This window comes from Chitinophagales bacterium, from assembly GCA_020636535.1.
Taxonomy (GTDB): Bacteria; Bacteroidota; Bacteroidia; order Chitinophagales; family JADIYW01; genus JADJSS01.
In genome coordinates this window covers 312,616-329,269 of record JACJXT010000012.1, presented here as the reverse complement: position 1 = coordinate 329,269, position 16,654 = coordinate 312,616, and the positions used below count along the sequence as shown (strand labels likewise).

Annotated in this window: 19 protein-coding genes; 9 read left to right on the top strand and 10 right to left on the bottom strand. The window is 30.0% G+C overall.

Annotated elements, in window-relative coordinates; all coding sequences use genetic code 11:
- Positions 1-41 precede the first annotated feature (41 nt).
- The 6 genes from H6553_11210 to H6553_11185 all read right to left on the bottom strand — a co-directional run bounded on the left by H6553_11210 (position 42) and on the right by H6553_11185 (position 6,372).
- Positions 42-2,225: an AAA family ATPase gene (locus H6553_11210; GenBank protein MCB9034399.1), complete on the bottom strand. Its 2,184-nt coding sequence runs from the start codon at positions 2,223-2,225 to the stop codon at positions 42-44.
- 50 nt (positions 2,226-2,275) lie between these two features.
- Positions 2,276-2,740, bottom strand: a complete 465-nt coding sequence (locus H6553_11205; GenBank protein MCB9034398.1) for a hypothetical protein — start codon at positions 2,738-2,740, stop codon at positions 2,276-2,278.
- Between the two features lie 334 nt (positions 2,741-3,074).
- Positions 3,075-4,232, bottom strand: a complete 1,158-nt coding sequence (gene dnaJ / locus H6553_11200; protein MCB9034397.1) for a molecular chaperone DnaJ — start codon at positions 4,230-4,232, stop codon at positions 3,075-3,077.
- A 7-nt stretch (positions 4,233-4,239) separates the two neighbouring features.
- Entirely contained in the window at positions 4,240-4,812 is a 573-nt protein-coding gene (locus tag H6553_11195; GenBank protein MCB9034396.1) for a nucleotide exchange factor GrpE, read from the bottom strand.
- Between the two features lie 94 nt (positions 4,813-4,906).
- Positions 4,907-5,482 (bottom strand): TlpA family protein disulfide reductase, encoded by a 576-nt coding sequence (locus tag H6553_11190; GenBank protein ID MCB9034395.1) that lies wholly within the window; start codon positions 5,480-5,482, stop codon positions 4,907-4,909.
- A 143-nt stretch (positions 5,483-5,625) separates the two neighbouring features.
- Complete coding sequence (locus H6553_11185) at positions 5,626-6,372, bottom strand: hypothetical protein (protein ID MCB9034394.1); 747 nt, start codon at positions 6,370-6,372, stop codon at positions 5,626-5,628.
- Positions 6,373-6,511: 139 nt separating this feature from the next.
- On the opposite strand from H6553_11185, the gene H6553_11180 reads away from it, so the two are divergent.
- The gene (locus H6553_11180) at positions 6,512-6,724 is read left to right on the top strand and encodes a hypothetical protein (protein MCB9034393.1); all 213 of its coding nucleotides are present in this window, start codon (positions 6,512-6,514) and stop codon (positions 6,722-6,724) included.
- Positions 6,725-6,734: 10 nt separating this feature from the next.
- Here the strand turns inward: H6553_11180 and H6553_11175 are convergent, their stop codons facing one another.
- The 4 genes from H6553_11175 to H6553_11160 all read right to left on the bottom strand — a co-directional run bounded on the left by H6553_11175 (position 6,735) and on the right by H6553_11160 (position 8,553).
- On the bottom strand, positions 6,735-7,361 hold the full coding sequence (locus H6553_11175) for a matrixin family metalloprotease (GenBank protein ID MCB9034392.1): 627 nt from the start codon (positions 7,359-7,361) through the stop codon (positions 6,735-6,737).
- Positions 7,362-7,390: 29 nt separating this feature from the next.
- Entirely contained in the window at positions 7,391-7,756 is a 366-nt protein-coding gene (locus H6553_11170; protein MCB9034391.1) for a hypothetical protein, read from the bottom strand.
- Positions 7,757-7,853: 97 nt separating this feature from the next.
- Positions 7,854-8,165 (bottom strand): hypothetical protein, encoded by a 312-nt coding sequence (locus tag H6553_11165; protein MCB9034390.1) that lies wholly within the window; start codon positions 8,163-8,165, stop codon positions 7,854-7,856.
- Between the two features lie 28 nt (positions 8,166-8,193).
- A complete protein-coding gene (locus tag H6553_11160) occupies positions 8,194-8,553 on the bottom strand; it encodes a hypothetical protein (GenBank protein MCB9034389.1) in 360 nt (119 codons plus the stop codon).
- Positions 8,554-9,214: 661 nt separating this feature from the next.
- Between H6553_11160 and H6553_11155 the strand changes: the two genes are divergently transcribed.
- The 8 genes from H6553_11155 to tnpA all read left to right on the top strand — a co-directional run bounded on the left by H6553_11155 (position 9,215) and on the right by tnpA (position 16,582).
- Entirely contained in the window at positions 9,215-11,524 is a 2,310-nt protein-coding gene (locus H6553_11155; protein MCB9034388.1) for a UvrD-helicase domain-containing protein, read from the top strand.
- 137 nt (positions 11,525-11,661) lie between these two features.
- Entirely contained in the window at positions 11,662-12,324 is a 663-nt protein-coding gene (locus tag H6553_11150; protein MCB9034387.1) for a DUF4290 domain-containing protein, read from the top strand.
- A gap of 2 nt (positions 12,325-12,326) precedes the next feature.
- Positions 12,327-13,637 carry a UDP-N-acetylglucosamine 1-carboxyvinyltransferase gene (murA, locus tag H6553_11145; protein ID MCB9034386.1) on the top strand — a complete coding sequence of 437 codons (1,311 nt, stop codon included), beginning with the start codon at positions 12,327-12,329 and terminating at the stop codon, positions 13,635-13,637.
- 101 nt (positions 13,638-13,738) lie between these two features.
- Positions 13,739-14,092 (top strand): T9SS type A sorting domain-containing protein, encoded by a 354-nt coding sequence (locus H6553_11140; GenBank protein ID MCB9034385.1) that lies wholly within the window; start codon positions 13,739-13,741, stop codon positions 14,090-14,092.
- Between the two features lie 227 nt (positions 14,093-14,319).
- Positions 14,320-14,844 carry a sigma-70 family RNA polymerase sigma factor gene (locus tag H6553_11135; protein ID MCB9034384.1) on the top strand — a complete coding sequence of 175 codons (525 nt, stop codon included), beginning with the start codon at positions 14,320-14,322 and terminating at the stop codon, positions 14,842-14,844.
- Between the two features lie 32 nt (positions 14,845-14,876).
- The gene (locus tag H6553_11130) at positions 14,877-15,560 is read left to right on the top strand and encodes a hypothetical protein (GenBank protein ID MCB9034383.1); all 684 of its coding nucleotides are present in this window, start codon (positions 14,877-14,879) and stop codon (positions 15,558-15,560) included.
- 18 nt (positions 15,561-15,578) lie between these two features.
- On the top strand, positions 15,579-16,049 hold the full coding sequence (locus H6553_11125) for a Spy/CpxP family protein refolding chaperone (GenBank protein ID MCB9034382.1): 471 nt from the start codon (positions 15,579-15,581) through the stop codon (positions 16,047-16,049).
- 98 nt (positions 16,050-16,147) lie between these two features.
- Positions 16,148-16,582: an IS200/IS605 family transposase gene (tnpA, locus tag H6553_11120; GenBank protein MCB9034381.1), complete on the top strand. Its 435-nt coding sequence runs from the start codon at positions 16,148-16,150 to the stop codon at positions 16,580-16,582.
- Positions 16,583-16,654: the final 72 nt, after the last annotated feature.

Below are 16,654 nucleotides of genomic sequence, written 5' to 3'. Positions count from 1 at the left end.
TACGGAAAAGAAAATTATTTAGAAAAAAGTTTTTTGTAGTGTTAGTTTCTTGTATTATTCTCTTGTATAAATTTGATAATTTCTTTAGTAAAAGTTTGAGTTATAATTCCTAAATCATTCCATTTAATTTCTTTATTACTAACCAATTCTAAAAAGGTATCTGCAAATTTCCCTTTATACTCTCCTGCTAAACTACTACTATCAGATACAACTTTGTTTTTAATTTGAAATTTTGTTTTTATAAAACTACCAAATGATTTCATCATATAATCTTCATGCTTAGTCTCTTTTTTGGGAATTAAAAACTTATTTTCTTTAAATATATTTTTAATCATTTTTTCAATAATAATAGGTGGTAATAGGTTTTCAATTTCTTTTCCTCCTTCAAGTTCTTCTGAATTAAATCTTCTTGTAGTAATATACTTTTCTTTAAGTTCCTGTTTAAAGTAGTTATGTTTTTTTTCTTTTCCAGTATCTTCATCAGCAACGACGAGAATTCTATTAGACAGAAAATTTGCATTTATTAAATCAATTTCATTCTCTTCATCATCAAAATTATAATGCATTAAATTACTACCTGAATATTCAAAAAAAGAAAAATGTATATCTTCATTATAATTAAAATTATTAACTTGTTTGTATAGTTCTATAAATCCTTTTATATATTTTCTATCAGTATGTCCTTCAACCCAAATAGAACAATTTGCCATAAATACAGAACTATTATTTACACCTAACTGATTTAAAATAGATAAATCTTTTGATTTAATTTCTTTAATAACAGATACAGATTCTTTACTACTAGATTTATTTTCAAAAGAAAAAATAGTAATATTATCTGGATGTTCAATACTTAAATCTAATAGATGGTTAGAATGTGTTGTAAAAAATATTTTTAGATTTTTATATACTATATCTTTATTGGAACTTATTGTTTCTAAGAAGATTCTTTGCAAAGATGGATGTAAGTTTAATTCAGGTTCTTCTATAAAAAACCAATCATTTTCATTTGCCATAAAAATTGGAAATAATAAAATAATTAAAGATTGTATTCCATCTCCTAGATTGTGTAGTGTTCTATCATCTTCATTTGGCAGCTTTATTAATATATGCTCATTTTTAGAATCCCATTTATTATGTTGTGATATAATATCAAATTCTTTAGTGTTAAAAAAATGAGTGCCGATAAACTCTTGAAACTTATCTAATTTGTCTCTATCTTTTTTAATACTGTTTCGTAATGTTTTTATTTCTTCGTAAAGTGTATATCCACTAAATATTTTAAATGAACTTGATGTTTTATGCTCATTATTATTAAAATCTTTATTCTTAAAATATAGTTCTGTTACCGTTTCCTTTAAAACATCATTACTGACCTTCCCGTTTTTATTATTATATAAAGAATATGCTGTTCGTAATATAGGAATATAAGTAATGTTTTCTACACTTAATTTATTTGGAATTAAAGATTCAAAGTTTTCTAATTCGGTAATTAATGGTTCTAAGAATAATAGAATTGTACTTCTTTCTAAATTAGAACTAAATTCTAATACTCTATATTTAGAATTATTAATTTTTTGTAACAATGTAACTTTCTCTCTACTTTCATCTATCTCAAACATTGAAAGAGAGCTGTTTTTTTCAGTAGACTTTAAACTCTTTACAATTAAATTTGATTCTAAAATAAAATTATTTATATCTTTAATTATCTTTTCTTTACTGTTTGTCCCACTGAATCCTTGTTTATCTACTAATGTAATAAACTCTCTAGTTGATAGCAATTTAATATTTTCTTTTAAGTCAGTTGCCTTCTTAACTGTTAGGTTTATAGTCGCTCTATTTGTATTGGTTATTGTCTTTATATCTACTTTATTATCCAAAATATGTTTTAGATTCTCATCATGTGTTATTCTATCAATGTAGTTAATTACTAAATTTATTGAATTATCTCTATTTAATAGATTCATCATCTTTATTAATGAATTTAACTTTAAATGAATTGAATTTAATTTCTTTTGAATGTTAAACTCATAGTATGGAGTAACTTCTTCTTGTAAGTCCACAATCAAATTACGCATCAACCTACTCTTTCTAGAATTATTTGCACCAATTAATATGTTTATATTGTTTGTTGGTCCAAAATACTTTAATGGATATCCATTGTCTATAAATTCTTTTTGGTATAGTATATTTTTATCTAGTCCTATATAAAAAAGGTTTTCCATAAATTAAAAATAAGCATAAAATAGTTAAGCGTAAAATAAATATTATGAAATCACAAAACTCTATTTTTAGTGCAAGGAAATGGTTCGTTTGTAAATGGTTCTTTGTAATCTACTTCTGGAAAGCAGTGCTGTCCTTCACATTTATATAAGTATACTCTTTTTGATACGACAAAGAACGAATATTCCTTGCTGTTAAAATGAATGTCTATGGCAAAGATATTATACTCTTCGGTATTAAAATTTGGATGATGTTGACCAAACTCTGTTTTATTACTCAAACGAATTAAGTCGTCTCCATAAATATCAGTATCTCTCCATTCACTTGGTAAGTTAAAGAATATGACATCTTTAAATATAATATCGTAGTTTCTATAATAACTTCTATCAAAACTACAAGAAATGTTTAATTCTTTTCCTTTGAAGCGACTAATCCAAAATCCGTCCCACATACTGTGTAGTGGTAAATCTTTGTTGAGTGTAGCTACTATAGTTTTGATGTCTAAAGGACTTTCCATATTGATAGCTAAAATTAAATAAAAACTACTTTACGGACTAACTAATTAGTAGCACATTTTGTATTGTAGCTAATTTAATAGTAGTTGTTATTGAGTACTTCGAGTTTCTGTAACATTATAAAGCATTTCAAGCTAACAAAAAATAATGCTTAAACTATTATTCTTTTTCTTTTTTCTTGATAAAAAAGAAACAAAAAATCAAGAAAAAATGATCGCTCCACGCTACATAGCCACGCTTAGCCACCGAATTTTTTCTTCCTACGCTTCTTTGTTGCTATAAAACACTCTTTAATTAAACTAATAGTAATATTATTACAGCAAAGAAATAGCTAACCTAAGAAAAAAACTTTTCAAAGAAACCTTTATTTTTTGTTTTTTGTTCGTTTGGATTGAAGTTGTCTGATAGTCGCATTTTTTCTAACAAGTCTGTTTCTTCTTTTGTTAAATCTACTGGTGTAAATATTTGTATTTTTACTATTTGATTGCCTTTGCCATATCCATTTAAGTTTGGAATACCTTTGCCTTGCAACTTAAATAGTTTACCACTTTGTGTGCCTTTCGGAATTTTAATTTTTGCTTTTCCATCAATTGTTGGTACTTCAACCTGTGTTCCTAAAGCTGCATCTGCAATATTCAAATAAAGCGTATACACCACATCGTCATCTTCTCTAACTAATTCTGCGTGTTTTTCTTCTTCTACATAAATAAGCAAATCACCAGCATAACCACCTCTTATTCCTGCATTTCCTTTTCCTTGCATAGAAAACTGTACACCTTCTCTAACTCCAGCAGGAATATCAAGTGTAATTGTATCTTCAGTATACACTCTACCTTCGCCTTTACATTTAGTACATTTGTTGGTTACAATTCTACCTTCTCCTTCGCAAGTTGGACAAGTAGAAGTTGTTGCCATTTGTCCTAAAAAAGTTTGCGTTACTTTTCTTACAGCACCACTTCCATTACAAGTATTACAAGTTTGGAAAGAGTCTTTGTCTTTCGCTCCAATGCCATCACAAGTTGTACAGGTAGTATATTTTTTTATTTTGATTTTCTTTTGAGCACCATAAGCCATTTCTTTTAAGTTCAATTTTACTTTAACTCTAAGATTACTTCCTGGTCTGCCATTACCTCTACGATTAGAACGACGATTGCCTCCACCGAAAAATGATTCAAAAGGATTACCATCACCACCACCAAAAATATCACCAAACTGCGAGAAAATATCGTCCATATTCATACCACCAAAGCCACCACTATTTCCACCTCCACCAAATGCTTGATGTCCAAATCTATCGTATCTTGCTTTTTTATCAGGATTGCTTAGCACATCATAAGCTTCTGCAGCTTCTTTAAATTTTTCTTCTGCATTTTTATCATCAGGATTTCTATCAGGATGATACTGCAATGCTAACCTTCTATAAGCTTTCTTTATTTCTTCTCCAGACGCAGTTTTTGTTACCTCTAGTACTTCGTAGTAATCTCTTTTTACCATAATATTTTTATTTACCTACCACTACTTTTGCATATCTAATAATTACACCATTTAAAGTATAACCATCTTCTACTACATCAATAATTTTACCTTTTAACTCTGGACTTGGTGCTGGAATTTCTGCTACTGCTTCATGATATTCCGTATCAAAATCTTTGCCTAAGCAATCCATTTTAGCCAAACCTTTATGTTGTAATGCTTTAATGAGTTTATCATTGATTAATTGTGTGCCATTGGCAAAAGTATCTGCATTTTTGTCCTTTTCATAATTGGCTTCTGCTCTTTTAATGTCATCTAAAATAGGCAAAAGTGCTTTCATGGTATCTTGACTAGCAGATTTGATTAAGTCTAATTTTTCTTTAGCATTTCTTCTTTTAAAGTTGTCAAATTCTGCGTATAATCTTAGATATTTATCCTTGTATTCGTCTGCAATTTGTTGTGTTTTAGCCAATTCGTCGATTGATTCTTCTGCATTCTCAACCGTTTCTTTTTGTTGAGTAGTATGTATATCGTCAGTTGATGGATTTACTGTGTCCTGTTCCAACTGTTCGTCTTTATCTTTTATCTCTTCGTTCATCATTGTTTTTATTTAAAAATCCTTCGACAAATAACTTGCCAAAGGATTTTATCAGACAATTTGACATAATTTTATTAGCTGTCAATTGCTCGTATGTTTATTCAGATTTTTTACTTTTCTTTTTCTTTTCTTTCTTTTGTTTTTCTTTCAACTCTTTTTTAGAAACAAAAACTCGTTTGTTTAAAAATTCTTCTACAAATGGTATTGATGGATTATAAGCAATGATAAAACCTTGTTCATCAACTAAAACAGTTTGTGGTATAGACCGAATGCCATAATCTTGAGCTGGTTTTGCATTCCAACCACCTAAATCGCTTACATGATGTTTCCAAACTAGACCATCTTTAGCAATTGCATCTTCCCATGCTTGTTGGTTTTTGTCTAACGATACATTTAAAATAACAAAACCGTTGGTTGTTGCTTTATTCCAAGAAGTTTCTTTGTACTTATTATATAGTGCAACTACTTGCGGATTTTTTTTTCTACAAGGATAACACCAAGAAGCCCAAAAATCTATTAAAACAACATTGCCTTGTAAAGAAGACAGTGTAAGTATTTCTCCATTTGGCATTTTTTCGCTTATTTCTGGTGCCTTAGTACCAATTGCTGGTTGATTGGCAAGACTTATTAGTACAATAAATATAAAACTAAGTGATAAGTATATTTTTTTCATTCTGTATTTCTATTGCTTGCTACAAATATAATCAAAAATAATGCCTATACTGTTAAAATGGTTTAATTTAATAAGTCATGTACATAAAAAGCAGTTTGATTTAATAACCAACCTGCTTTAATTTACTTAATAGAATAATTTACTTACTTAAACATTGCTATTTGATGTGTTTCTACATAATTATCGTATTGTAGTAATACAAAATAAATATCATTTTTTGCCATTGATAAATCTATATTGTATAGTTTTTGTACATTATCTACTTTTTGTTCATTGACAACATTGCCCAGTTTGTCTATTATTTGTATACTATTTAATTGTAGTGATTCACTTTCTGTATTACATAAAGAATTACTACTTTGTTGTATTTGGACTTGTTTGGACATAGTTTGTAAGCTAACTTCAAAATTATTACAGTCGCTCATTAATGCATATCCACTTGGTGGACAAGCCGTATTGTTTGTAGCAAAACAATAATATTGAACAGCAGAACCACAAGCATTTGAAGCTGTTGTTTTAAGTGTTATTTGTCTGTTATTGGCTCTAAAATGTACATCTACAGCATTTAATGTATTATTTGGTGCTGAGTTGCCTGACCAAATTATGCCTGAACCAGTACTTGGTACAGACCATACTTTTGTCCATGAAGTATTAGTATGATTTAATGGTCTAGCAGCATACCATTTTACTGTTCCATCAGGTCCAGAAGTATAACATTGAAAGTTGGTGGCACCATCACAATCTATAAAGCTAGGAATAGCGTGTGTAGGTTCATCGAAAAATGGCAACCCAGAGTTGATGTATTTTATAGCAGTATAGTTTTGACCACATAGTGTAACAGTAGCTACTAATGTAATTAAACCATTATCTGTATTATTTTTAGTAAGCACACAGGTATTGCCACTTGGTGTTAATGTAACAATACCACTAGCAGGTGAGGCATAAGACCAAGTAACTATAGCACCTATAGGTACACCATTAAGTGTATAAGTACTACTACTACCACTGGTACATATTGAACCACTACCTGTGATAGTAAGTGGTGGTGAAGAAGTCTGTATTTCCTTTGTAAATAAAATATTACTACATCCATTGCTTACTAATGCTGTTAAAGTTAGAGATCCAGAATATCCATTACTTGTTAAGGTTACTGATGTTCCACTAGTAGAGAAAGCAACACACGGAATATTAGTTGACCAATTTAGAGTATATCCGATAGGTAAAGTTTCGGCAATGTTATAAGTGCCATTATTTACAAAACTTGAAGCTCCTGTAATAAAGAGCCATATATTGTTCTAATTCCATTAATATCATCAGATTCTAAGTCTCTATCTGTACCTCCATAATATGCATACATTACAGCACCACTTACTGTTGAATGTGCCAATCCTAAGCTATGCCCAATCTCATGTAGAGCAACAGTTTGTAAATCAATTGGTTGAGAACTACTATTTTGGGATAATAATGACCATGTTTCAGAATCATCAAAATGAACATCACCTGCTAAAGATCCTGCATTGGGTGGTGGGAAAAAGGCATGTGCCAAAACACCATTAACTCCATCAAAAGATTCTCCTTCTCCATGATTTCCACTTGCAAATCTAATTACAATATCTGCATCATTTATATTACACCCTTCTATAAAATATAAACGAGTTATATTTTGCCAAGTTTTGAATGCTGTTCTTATTGATTCTTTTGCTGATTCAGAATGCGTAATATCATTTGTTATATTATCAAAGAAATAAGTAACAAACTGCTTATTCCATTTATTACCATGAATTGTGTACTCACTACTGCTAGAACTTTCTATTAATATTCCACCATTGTCATATCTTATTTGAGAATAAATTGAATTACAAAAAATTGCATTTGCCATTATAGATACTATTATTAACATATTTTTCATTATTGTAATTTAGTTGGATTAATAAAATAAATTTCTTGTCCTCCGAGTACGGGTGTTGGTGTATCACAACTTTCTTTTAGTTCACCGCTAATAACTACTGTTTTACCAATAATCTTTAATGAGTCTGGTATATCTGAACAAATAATACAAGTGCGTATTCCATCTATTGTGCCTTGAATGTGAATATTAGCCGCCCACTTATTTAAGTCATTGTAATAGCTAAGGTAGCCAGTCCAGTTTTCAGCAACTAATATTGTGCTTCTATTTGGGTTACACATATCATAGTCGCAAGAGTCAGTTTCATTCCTATCACAAAATGCAAATAAAAGGAATGCGAGTGATTGAATTAAAATTAATTTCTTCATGATGATAAATTTATTTTGTTTTTAAAATATTTTTTATTAGTTATTCAACTGAGGTTTTTCTTGAGCTTGCTTAAATTTAAAACTAATGTTTTGGTCTTTATATTGAAGTACTGTTTGCAAGGTACTGACAATAGCTAGTTATGATGCCTTGCTTTGAATTAGCTATAGCTTTATTTGTTGACAAACGAATAACTTGATGTTTGTTTTCATCGATATATTGTAGTGCTGGAAATTTTTTTTGAATTTGCTCTTTTACTATATCCGATTTGGTTTTATACACAATTATATTGGTATCTACACTAAGTGTTATTTTTCTATTATCGGAGTAATAGAAAACATTGTTTTTGGCATACGCTTTTCCTAGTAGACATAACACTACCAGCATTAATTTTAAAATTAAAGGTTTCATAATAAAATATTTTTAAAGGTTTTAAATTTTATTCGGTGATATCATCTATTTTTAATAATTTTGGTCCATTTATTATTGAGGCATTGCATATTAAATAAGCAATATTTACACTATCTTCAGCAATTTTAAAGTTTAGCTGTTTGCCTTCAATTCTATACTGGCTAGGCAAAGTCATGGTAATGAAGGAATCTAAAACATAATCATTTACTCGCATTAAATAAGGTGGTGTATTCAATCCTGTACTTACACATTCTGGGTTATAATAACGAACTACTACACCAGTATAAACCTTATTTGGGTCTATTACTTCTTCTTCTTTACAGTCTTTTTTACAAGCTATATTTATTATACAGCTTAATGCCACTAGGGCTACAATAATTTGTCTCATATTTTTTTATTTTGTTGTTTAAAATTTTGTTTTTTGTTTAATAAAATGTGAGACTCCTGTCTACCACAGGTAAACTTCGCTAATGCTCAGAGTGGACGCCTTTTGGGTAATCGTCTATACTGAGCGAGGTACGAGCGAAGTATCTCTGTGATACAAATAAGAGACTCTTCACTACATTTCATTTCGTTCAGAGTGACGCAGATTTAAAGAACGCTTTATAGTATAAAACAGCTATGCAAGACCAATATTCTTGAGTGTGGTTTCTTGTGTATGGTTTCTTGTGTCTTATACTAATTGATAACAAATATAATACAGAAAATATTAAAATTAAAATATATTATGTTAAATTTTACTTTAATTGTTAATACTAATTAGCATTCAAAATAGCTTTATTCTTTTGCATTTTTTTGCTGACTTCTTCGTTAAAAATACTCGCCGTAGCTTTTGGCTATGCCTGTGTTTTTTGCCTTGAACTCAACAAAAAAATGTTCAAAATTTATTTTGCTCTTCCGAATACTAATCAGTATCACATTTTTTATGTAGTTATTAACGGAATAGATATTTGTGTGTTGAAAAAATAGCTGTATTATTAAAATGGTTTAATTTAATACTTGTTGATATTTACTTTTAAAAATGTAGTGCAGTTAATTATCTTTGTTCAATGTCGTATTTAGACGAATTAAACGAAGTACAACACCAAGCAGTTACTAATATAGATGGTCCTCAAATGATTATAGCTGGACCTGGTTCTGGTAAAACTAGAGTCTTAACTTATCGTATTGCCTATTTGATGGAACAAGGCATTGACCCTTTTAGAATTTTGGCTCTAACTTTTACCAATAAAGCTGCCAAAGAAATGCAAGAACGAATTAAACACATTCTAGGTGGCGAAGCTAGAAATTTGTTTATGGGAACTTTCCATTCTATTTTTGCTAGAATTTTAAGAATGGAAGCGAACAAATTGGGTTATCCGAATAATTTTACCATTTATGATACTGCTGATGCAAAGAGTTTATTAAAAACCATTATTAAAGAAGAAGGTTTGAACGATAAAATGTATAAAGCAGCGACTGTTTTTTACAGAATATCGAATTGTAAAAATAATTTAATTGGTCCGAATGATTACGACAACTATGACGACTTAATTGAAGAAGATGAACAAAGTGGACGACCTAAGTTTGGTGAACTCTATAAAAAATACTGTGTACGATGTTTTAAAGCTGGAGCAATGGATTTTGATGATTTGTTGCTAAAAATGCATGAGTTGCTATCTAACTTTCCTGATGTATTACTTAAATATCAGAAGCGATTTACACATATTATGATAGATGAGTTTCAAGATACCAATACGGTACAATATGCTATTGTAAAAATGTTGGCAGATAGAAACCAAAATATTTGTGTAGTAGGTGATGATGCTCAAAGTATTTATGCTTTTCGTGGTGCTACAATTCAAAATATTTTAAATTACGAGAAAGATTATCCAGATTTAAAAATATATAAATTAGAACAAAACTATCGCTCTACACCTTTTATTGTTGAAGCAGCAAACGATATCATCAAAAACAATAAAGACCAATTAGAAAAGAAAATTTGGACGAACAAAACCGATGGTGATAAAATAAATGTCTATAAAACACAGTCAGATACAGAAGAAGCAAGATTAGTAGCCGATACTATTTTTGAACACAAAATGCGTCATCACATCAGCAATGATGAAATAGCTATTTTATATAGAACCAATGCACAATCTCGTTCATTCGAGGAATCTTTACGCAAGCTCAATATTCCGTATAAAATTTATGGAGGCACTTCTTTTTATCAACGAAAAGAAATAAAAGATTTTTTGGCATATCTAAGAGTAACTGTTAATCCGAATGATGAAGAAGCACTAAAAAGAGTCATTAATTATCCAGTTCGAGGCATTGGTCAGACATCTATTGAACGATTGATTATAGCAGCAGATGAACATGATTTACCTTTATGGCACATGGTGCAACATGCAGAAACTATTCAAGGTTTAACAGCAAGAGCAATTAATGCTATCAAAAATTTTGCTTTGATGATTAAGAGTTTTCAAGTAATGTTGAGGACTAAAAACGCTTACGAAATTGCAGAATATATAGGAAAAACATCTAAGTTAGTTCTAGAACTGTTTAATGATAAAACAGTTGAAGGCATTAGCAGATATGAAAATGTGCAAGAATTACTAAATGGTATTAAAGAATATACCGTAGAAGAAAAACCAGAATACGAAGAGGAAGAAGTGAAACCAGAAAATGATTTAGCCGCTTACTTACAACAAATTTCTTTATTGACTGATCAAGATGAAGATGATAAAGACATGCGACCTAAAGTAAAGCTGATGACCATTCACGCAGCCAAAGGTTTAGAGTTTGAAAGTGTTTTTATAGTTGGATTAGAAGAAAATTTATTTCCATCTGCTTTGTCTATTTTTAGTAGAGAAGACATAGAAGAAGAACGCCGTTTATTTTATGTAGCTGTTACTAGAGCTAAACAATATCTTACACTGTCTTATGCTTTAATGCGTTACAAATTTGGTCAGTTAAACTATAATGATCCAAGTAGATTTATAGAAGAAATTAATGATAAGCATTTAAAGTTTTTAGGACAAAAGAAAAAAGAAAATACACAAAATACTATTGCAGACGAAACTTCTAACAGCAAGTGGTATTTATCTAAAGCAAAAGAAACCACAGCAAAGCCAATTACTACGACTGAAATCAGCAAAAATTTAACTTCAAAAAGTAAAGCAGTTAAAAAAGCAAAAATAGATGTTGCATTAAACGACTTAGCGATTGGCACAAAAGTTTACCACGAAAAATTTGATACAGGAAAAGTAATTGCTATAGAAGGTGTTGGCGATAATAAAATTGCAACCATTTATTTTGATACATCAGGCAACAAAAAAATCATGCTTAAGTTTGCAAAACTAGAGGTGATTGAGTAGTTAGTTCAACAATCTACACCATTATTTTTAAGCAATAGTTTGATAAATTAAAAAAAAGCATCATTTTTGTAGTTCGCAAGTGTATAATAGTACAAGCTATTCATTAAACTGCTCCATTTTTTAAATACTAAAAACTTATGTTTTACAACACAACAAGAGAAAATATTATTATGCGTGAATATGGTAGACACATTCAAAGAATGATAAATCACGCTGTTTCTATAAAAGATGACGAAGAAAGACAAGCCGTTGCTGAGATTATTATTAATATGATGGCTCAACTCAATCCACAAGTAAAAACCACACAAGATTATAGACAAAAACTGTGGGATCATTTGTTCATCATGTCTGATTTTAAACTAGAAGTCAACTCACCATATCCAAAGCCAACCTTAGAAACTGCTTATATACAACCAACACCAATGGCTTATCCAAAACACAATATGCGATTTCGCCATTATGGAAAGAATGTAGAAACCATGGTAAAGAAAGCCATGTTAGAAAAAGATCCAGAAAAGAGAAAAGCATTTATAGAGATGATTGCTGGTTACATGAAACTAGCGTATAGAAATTGGAGTTTTGAAGAAGTAAACGACGAACTCATCAAAGAAGACATCAAAACACTATCTAAAGGTGAGTTGGTGATTACTGATGAAATGAAGATTGAAGCAACTGCTAAAATAAATATTACACAAGCAAAAAATAGCAGTAACGGCAGAAAGAAAAACAACAACTATAAAAAGAACAACAGAAACAACAAAAACCGAAATTACCAAAACCGAAATAAACGCTATAAATAATTATGTTGGCAGATGCTTTTGAAGTACACGGAGGAAAACCATTAAAAGGAACTATACAACCACAAGGTGCAAAAAACGAAGCACTACAAATAATTTCGGCAGTATTGCTTACCGAAGAAGATGTAACCATCAACAATATTCCTAATATTTTAGATGTAAACAAACTCATTCTTTTACTACAAGATATGGGCGTTGCTGTTACCAAACACAATGAACACAGCTATACATTTAATGCTAAAAATATTTCACCAGAAGTTTTATTGACAGAAGCATTCAAACAAAAAGCAACACACTTAAGAGGTTCTGTAATGATACTTGGACCACTTTTAGCAAGATTTAAACAAGCATATTTACCAACACCAGGCGGCGATAAAATTGGACGAAGAAGACTCGACACACACTTCCTAGGATTTCAAGCATTAGGTGCTACATTCGAGTTTGATAAAATCAATAGTTTTTATTCATTAACTGCCAATGTATTAAAAGGTGCTTATATTTTACTAGAAGAACCATCGGTTACAGGAACAGCCAATATTATTATGGCAGCAGTTTTAGCAGAAGGCGAAACTACTCTTTTCAATGCTGCTTGCGAACCATACATACAACAACTTTGCGAAATGTTGGTAAGAATGGGTGCAAAAATTACAGGCATTGGTTCTAATCTACTACATATTACAGGCGTTGAAAAATTAAATGGTACTACACATACCATGCTACCAGATATGATTGAAATTGGTAGCTTTATTGGTTTGGCAGCAATGACCTCTTCTGAAATTACCATTAAAGATGTTCGTTTAGACAAGTTAGGTTTAATTCCAACTTATTTTCAAAAATTAGGTATAGAAATGCAATTTATTAACGATGATATTTTTATTCCAGCACAAGAAAGATATAAAATTAAATCGTTTATTGATGGTAGTATTTTAAGTATTGCCGATGGACCTTGGCCATTGTTTACACCAGACTTATTAAGTATTATACTAGTAACAGCCATTCAAGCAAAAGGCAGTTTATTAGTACATCAAAAAATGTTTGAGAGTCGTTTGTTTTTTGTCGATAAATTGATAGATATGGGTGCTAAAATTATTTTGTGTGATCCACATCGTGCAACAGTAATTGGCATCAATAAAGAATATAAATTAAGAGGAATTAATATGAGTTCGCCAGATATTAGAGCTGGTGTTTCTTTATTAATTGCAGCATTATCCGCCGAAGGAAAAAGCGTGATATCTAATATTCATCAAATAGATAGAGGTTACCAAAACATAGACGAGCGACTAAGAGCTTTAGGTGCAGATATTGTTAGATTATAGTTATTGGCGATAACGAAGAAATCGAAAAAAAATTGGCACAAGTATTGTTTATTTAAAAATATTATGATAAATTTACAAGTGTAGAGATATAGTAAAAGCGTATGAATAGATTTTTTACATTATTATTGGTCATAATTTTAAGCATAGCAAGCCATCAAATGGCAAGTGCTAAGTTTGAGTTTGCGTATGACAAATATGCCAATATTGTAAAAGTTTATCCAAATCCAATTGTTTCAGATGCCATTATTAGTATAGATCAAAGCGTAGATGTTACTACAGCTAAAGTATCTGTTACTTTCTATAATTTAATTGGCAGCGAAGTTTATAAAGTAGAAGATATTAAAGATTATCAAGTAAAAATTGATAAGAACGATTTAAAATCTAAAGGCATACTCATCTATCAACTAAGAATAGATAATAAAATCATTACTACGGGCAGAGTTACTGTGAAGTAGTTTTTCTTTGTTAATTTATAATTTAAAACTGTTGTAGTCATTTTTTTAAGTACGAAAAAAATGTGGCAATCTAATAGAGATAGCTTTGTAGTTCACTGTAAAAGCTCTAAGAAACAATCAACTTGAAGACTTTTATTTCAACAAAATAAAAAAGCTACTAAAATAAATTCAACCTATATATTTTGTTCAATTAAACCTTTTGGTATTATTTTAGTCTAAACAATTATATGGACGAATTGCTGATTGCTATTCAACAAGAAAACACTAAAGAACAAGCGTTTAAAACATTGGTAGCCACTTATCAAAAGCCATTGTATTACCATATTAGAAGAATGACCAACAATCATGATGATGCTAACGACATCTTACAAAATGTATTTATAAAAGTGTATAAAAATAGTACTCAATTTAAAGGCGATAGTTCTTTATACACTTGGATTTTTAGAATTGCAACGAACGAAACACTAACATTCATCAACAAAAACAAAAAACATCTTTCGGTAGATATTAGTCAGTCCAATATTTCGCAACAAACAAGTGTAGATAGCGACAACACACAACAGATAGAACAAAAATTAGCTAAAGCATTAGCACAGTTACCAGACAAACAGAAACAAGTTTTTGTAATGCGTTATTATGATGAAATGCCTTACGAGCAAATGAGCGAAATTTTAGAAACATCAGTTGGTGCATTAAAAGCGTCTTATCATCATGCAGCAAAAAAAATTGAAGAATTTATTTTAAGCCATTAAACCTTTTTAAGTTAAAAAAGTCTAACTATTAAATGCAAGAAAAAAACAACATATTAAATGAATTGAAAGAACAAGCAGAATTATTGCATCAAATAAAATTGCAAGAAAAAGAAGTAGTTGTTCCTAATCAATATTTTGATTTGTTGGCAGATACCATTTGGAATAAAATTGAACTTGAAACAGAAACGCCAAGCGTATTACAAGCTATCAATAAGAAAAAGGTAGAAGATATTCCAAATAACTATTTTGAAAATTTTTACGCTTCGCTTGATTTACCTAAAACAAAAGTGGTTGCCATTTCTAAATCAAGATTTTCATTTAAGCATTTAAGTATTGCTGCTAGTATTATAGGTATCTTTTTTCTTGGCTTGAGTTTCATCATCAAACAAAACAACACCAATACATCATATAATGCATTGCTAAATGAAGTAACTACAAGTGATATTCAAAACTATGTAGCTAATAATTTATATGATTTTGAACCAAGTGATGTGCAAACAGTCTTTAATACTAATTTAGATAGCATTAAACTATTAGCAGTTAACACCAAAACCATTGAGCCAATTGAAACAACAGTAGCTATTAAAGAAACAAATATTCACGAAGATATTGATGTATCAACTATTAATGCTATTGATGCCAATTCAATTAAAGAATATATAGAAGACAATCCAGCAACTTTTGATTATTACGACGATGAAACTTATATATTTTAATAAATAAAATTTATAATTATGAAAAAAATATTCACACTATTATTATTTACAGCAGGATTTTTGTTTATCGTTTCTGCTCAACCACCAAAGTTTGACAAACCATCTAAAGAAAAAATTGAAGCATTAAAAATTGGATTTATCACACAACGATTAGATTTGACTGAAGAGCAAGCACAAAAATTTTGGCCAATTTACAATCAGTTTGAAGCCGAAAAAAAAGCATTGCGAAAAAACACTATTGGTGATATTGACAAAGAGAAGCCAATTGATGAAATGACAGAAGCAGAAGTAACTAATTTAATTAATAAGCATCTTGAGTTTAAAACCAAAGATGTTGAGTTAACCAAAAAATATATTGCACAGTTTAAAACAGTGCTTAACAATAAACAAGTAGCAAAGTTAATTACAGCGGAAGACAATTTTAAAAAGATGCTAATTAATCATGCAAAACCAGGCGAAGGTCCACCACCACCACCAAACGAAGATTAATCTCAAATAATTCATAAGTTTATTGGTCTCAAAAATAGTTAAAACTATGCACTTTAGTGCATTTCGCTTTAGCTTCTAAAAATGTTTACTTTTGTAGTATGGAATACCAAAGGGTCAATGGTCATAGCATATCACGGCTTACAGTACATATTGTTTGGGCTACAAAATATAGATATGCAGTATTGGAAGGAGATATAAAAGTAAGGTGTAGAAGTCTTTTGATGCAAATATGTGAAGCAGAAGATATTGTAATATTGAAAGGAGTAGTATCCAAAGATCATATTCATATGCATATAGAATATCGTCCATCACAATCAATAAGTAGCATGGTAAAATTATTGAAAGGACGCAGTTCACGAAAATTACAGATAGAGTTTCCAGAGTTAAAGAAGAGATATTGGGGTCGTCATTTTTGGGCAATAGGTTATGGTTGCTGGAGTACAGGTAATATAACAGATGAAATGGTAAATGAATATTTAGAACATCATAGGAATCCAAATACGAACTCAAATGATAATTTTATAATTGAATAGAGAAGTACTGTCCGAAATAGGACTTTCAGTCCGTAACAAAACTATGGACTTTTAGTCCATAGTGGTTTATTT

Coding starts and splice junctions, on each gene's coding strand:
- H6553_11210 (MCB9034399.1), bottom strand. CDS start 2,225: ATGGAAAACCTTTTTTATATAGGACTAGATAAAAATATACTATACCAA.
- H6553_11205 (MCB9034398.1), bottom strand. CDS start 2,740: ATGGAAAGTCCTTTAGACATCAAAACTATAGTAGCTACACTCAACAAA.
- H6553_11125 (MCB9034382.1), top strand. CDS start 15,579: ATGAAAAAAATATTCACACTATTATTATTTACAGCAGGATTTTTGTTT.
- H6553_11135 (MCB9034384.1), top strand. CDS start 14,320: ATGGACGAATTGCTGATTGCTATTCAACAAGAAAACACTAAAGAACAA.
- tnpA (MCB9034381.1), top strand. CDS start 16,148: ATGGAATACCAAAGGGTCAATGGTCATAGCATATCACGGCTTACAGTA.
- H6553_11170 (MCB9034391.1), bottom strand. CDS start 7,756: ATGAAGAAATTAATTTTAATTCAATCACTCGCATTCCTTTTATTTGCA.
- H6553_11175 (MCB9034392.1), bottom strand. CDS start 7,361: ATGGCAAATGCAATTTTTTGTAATTCAATTTATTCTCAAATAAGATAT.
- H6553_11195 (MCB9034396.1), bottom strand. CDS start 4,812: ATGATGAACGAAGAGATAAAAGATAAAGACGAACAGTTGGAACAGGAC.
- H6553_11130 (MCB9034383.1), top strand. CDS start 14,877: ATGCAAGAAAAAAACAACATATTAAATGAATTGAAAGAACAAGCAGAA.
- H6553_11160 (MCB9034389.1), bottom strand. CDS start 8,553: ATGAGACAAATTATTGTAGCCCTAGTGGCATTAAGCTGTATAATAAAT.
- H6553_11150 (MCB9034387.1), top strand. CDS start 11,662: ATGTTTTACAACACAACAAGAGAAAATATTATTATGCGTGAATATGGT.
- H6553_11155 (MCB9034388.1), top strand. CDS start 9,215: ATGTCGTATTTAGACGAATTAAACGAAGTACAACACCAAGCAGTTACT.
- murA (MCB9034386.1), top strand. CDS start 12,327: ATGTTGGCAGATGCTTTTGAAGTACACGGAGGAAAACCATTAAAAGGA.
- dnaJ (MCB9034397.1), bottom strand. CDS start 4,232: ATGGTAAAAAGAGATTACTACGAAGTACTAGAGGTAACAAAAACTGCG.
- H6553_11190 (MCB9034395.1), bottom strand. CDS start 5,482: ATGAAAAAAATATACTTATCACTTAGTTTTATATTTATTGTACTAATA.
- H6553_11140 (MCB9034385.1), top strand. CDS start 13,739: ATGAATAGATTTTTTACATTATTATTGGTCATAATTTTAAGCATAGCA.
- H6553_11165 (MCB9034390.1), bottom strand. CDS start 8,165: ATGAAACCTTTAATTTTAAAATTAATGCTGGTAGTGTTATGTCTACTA.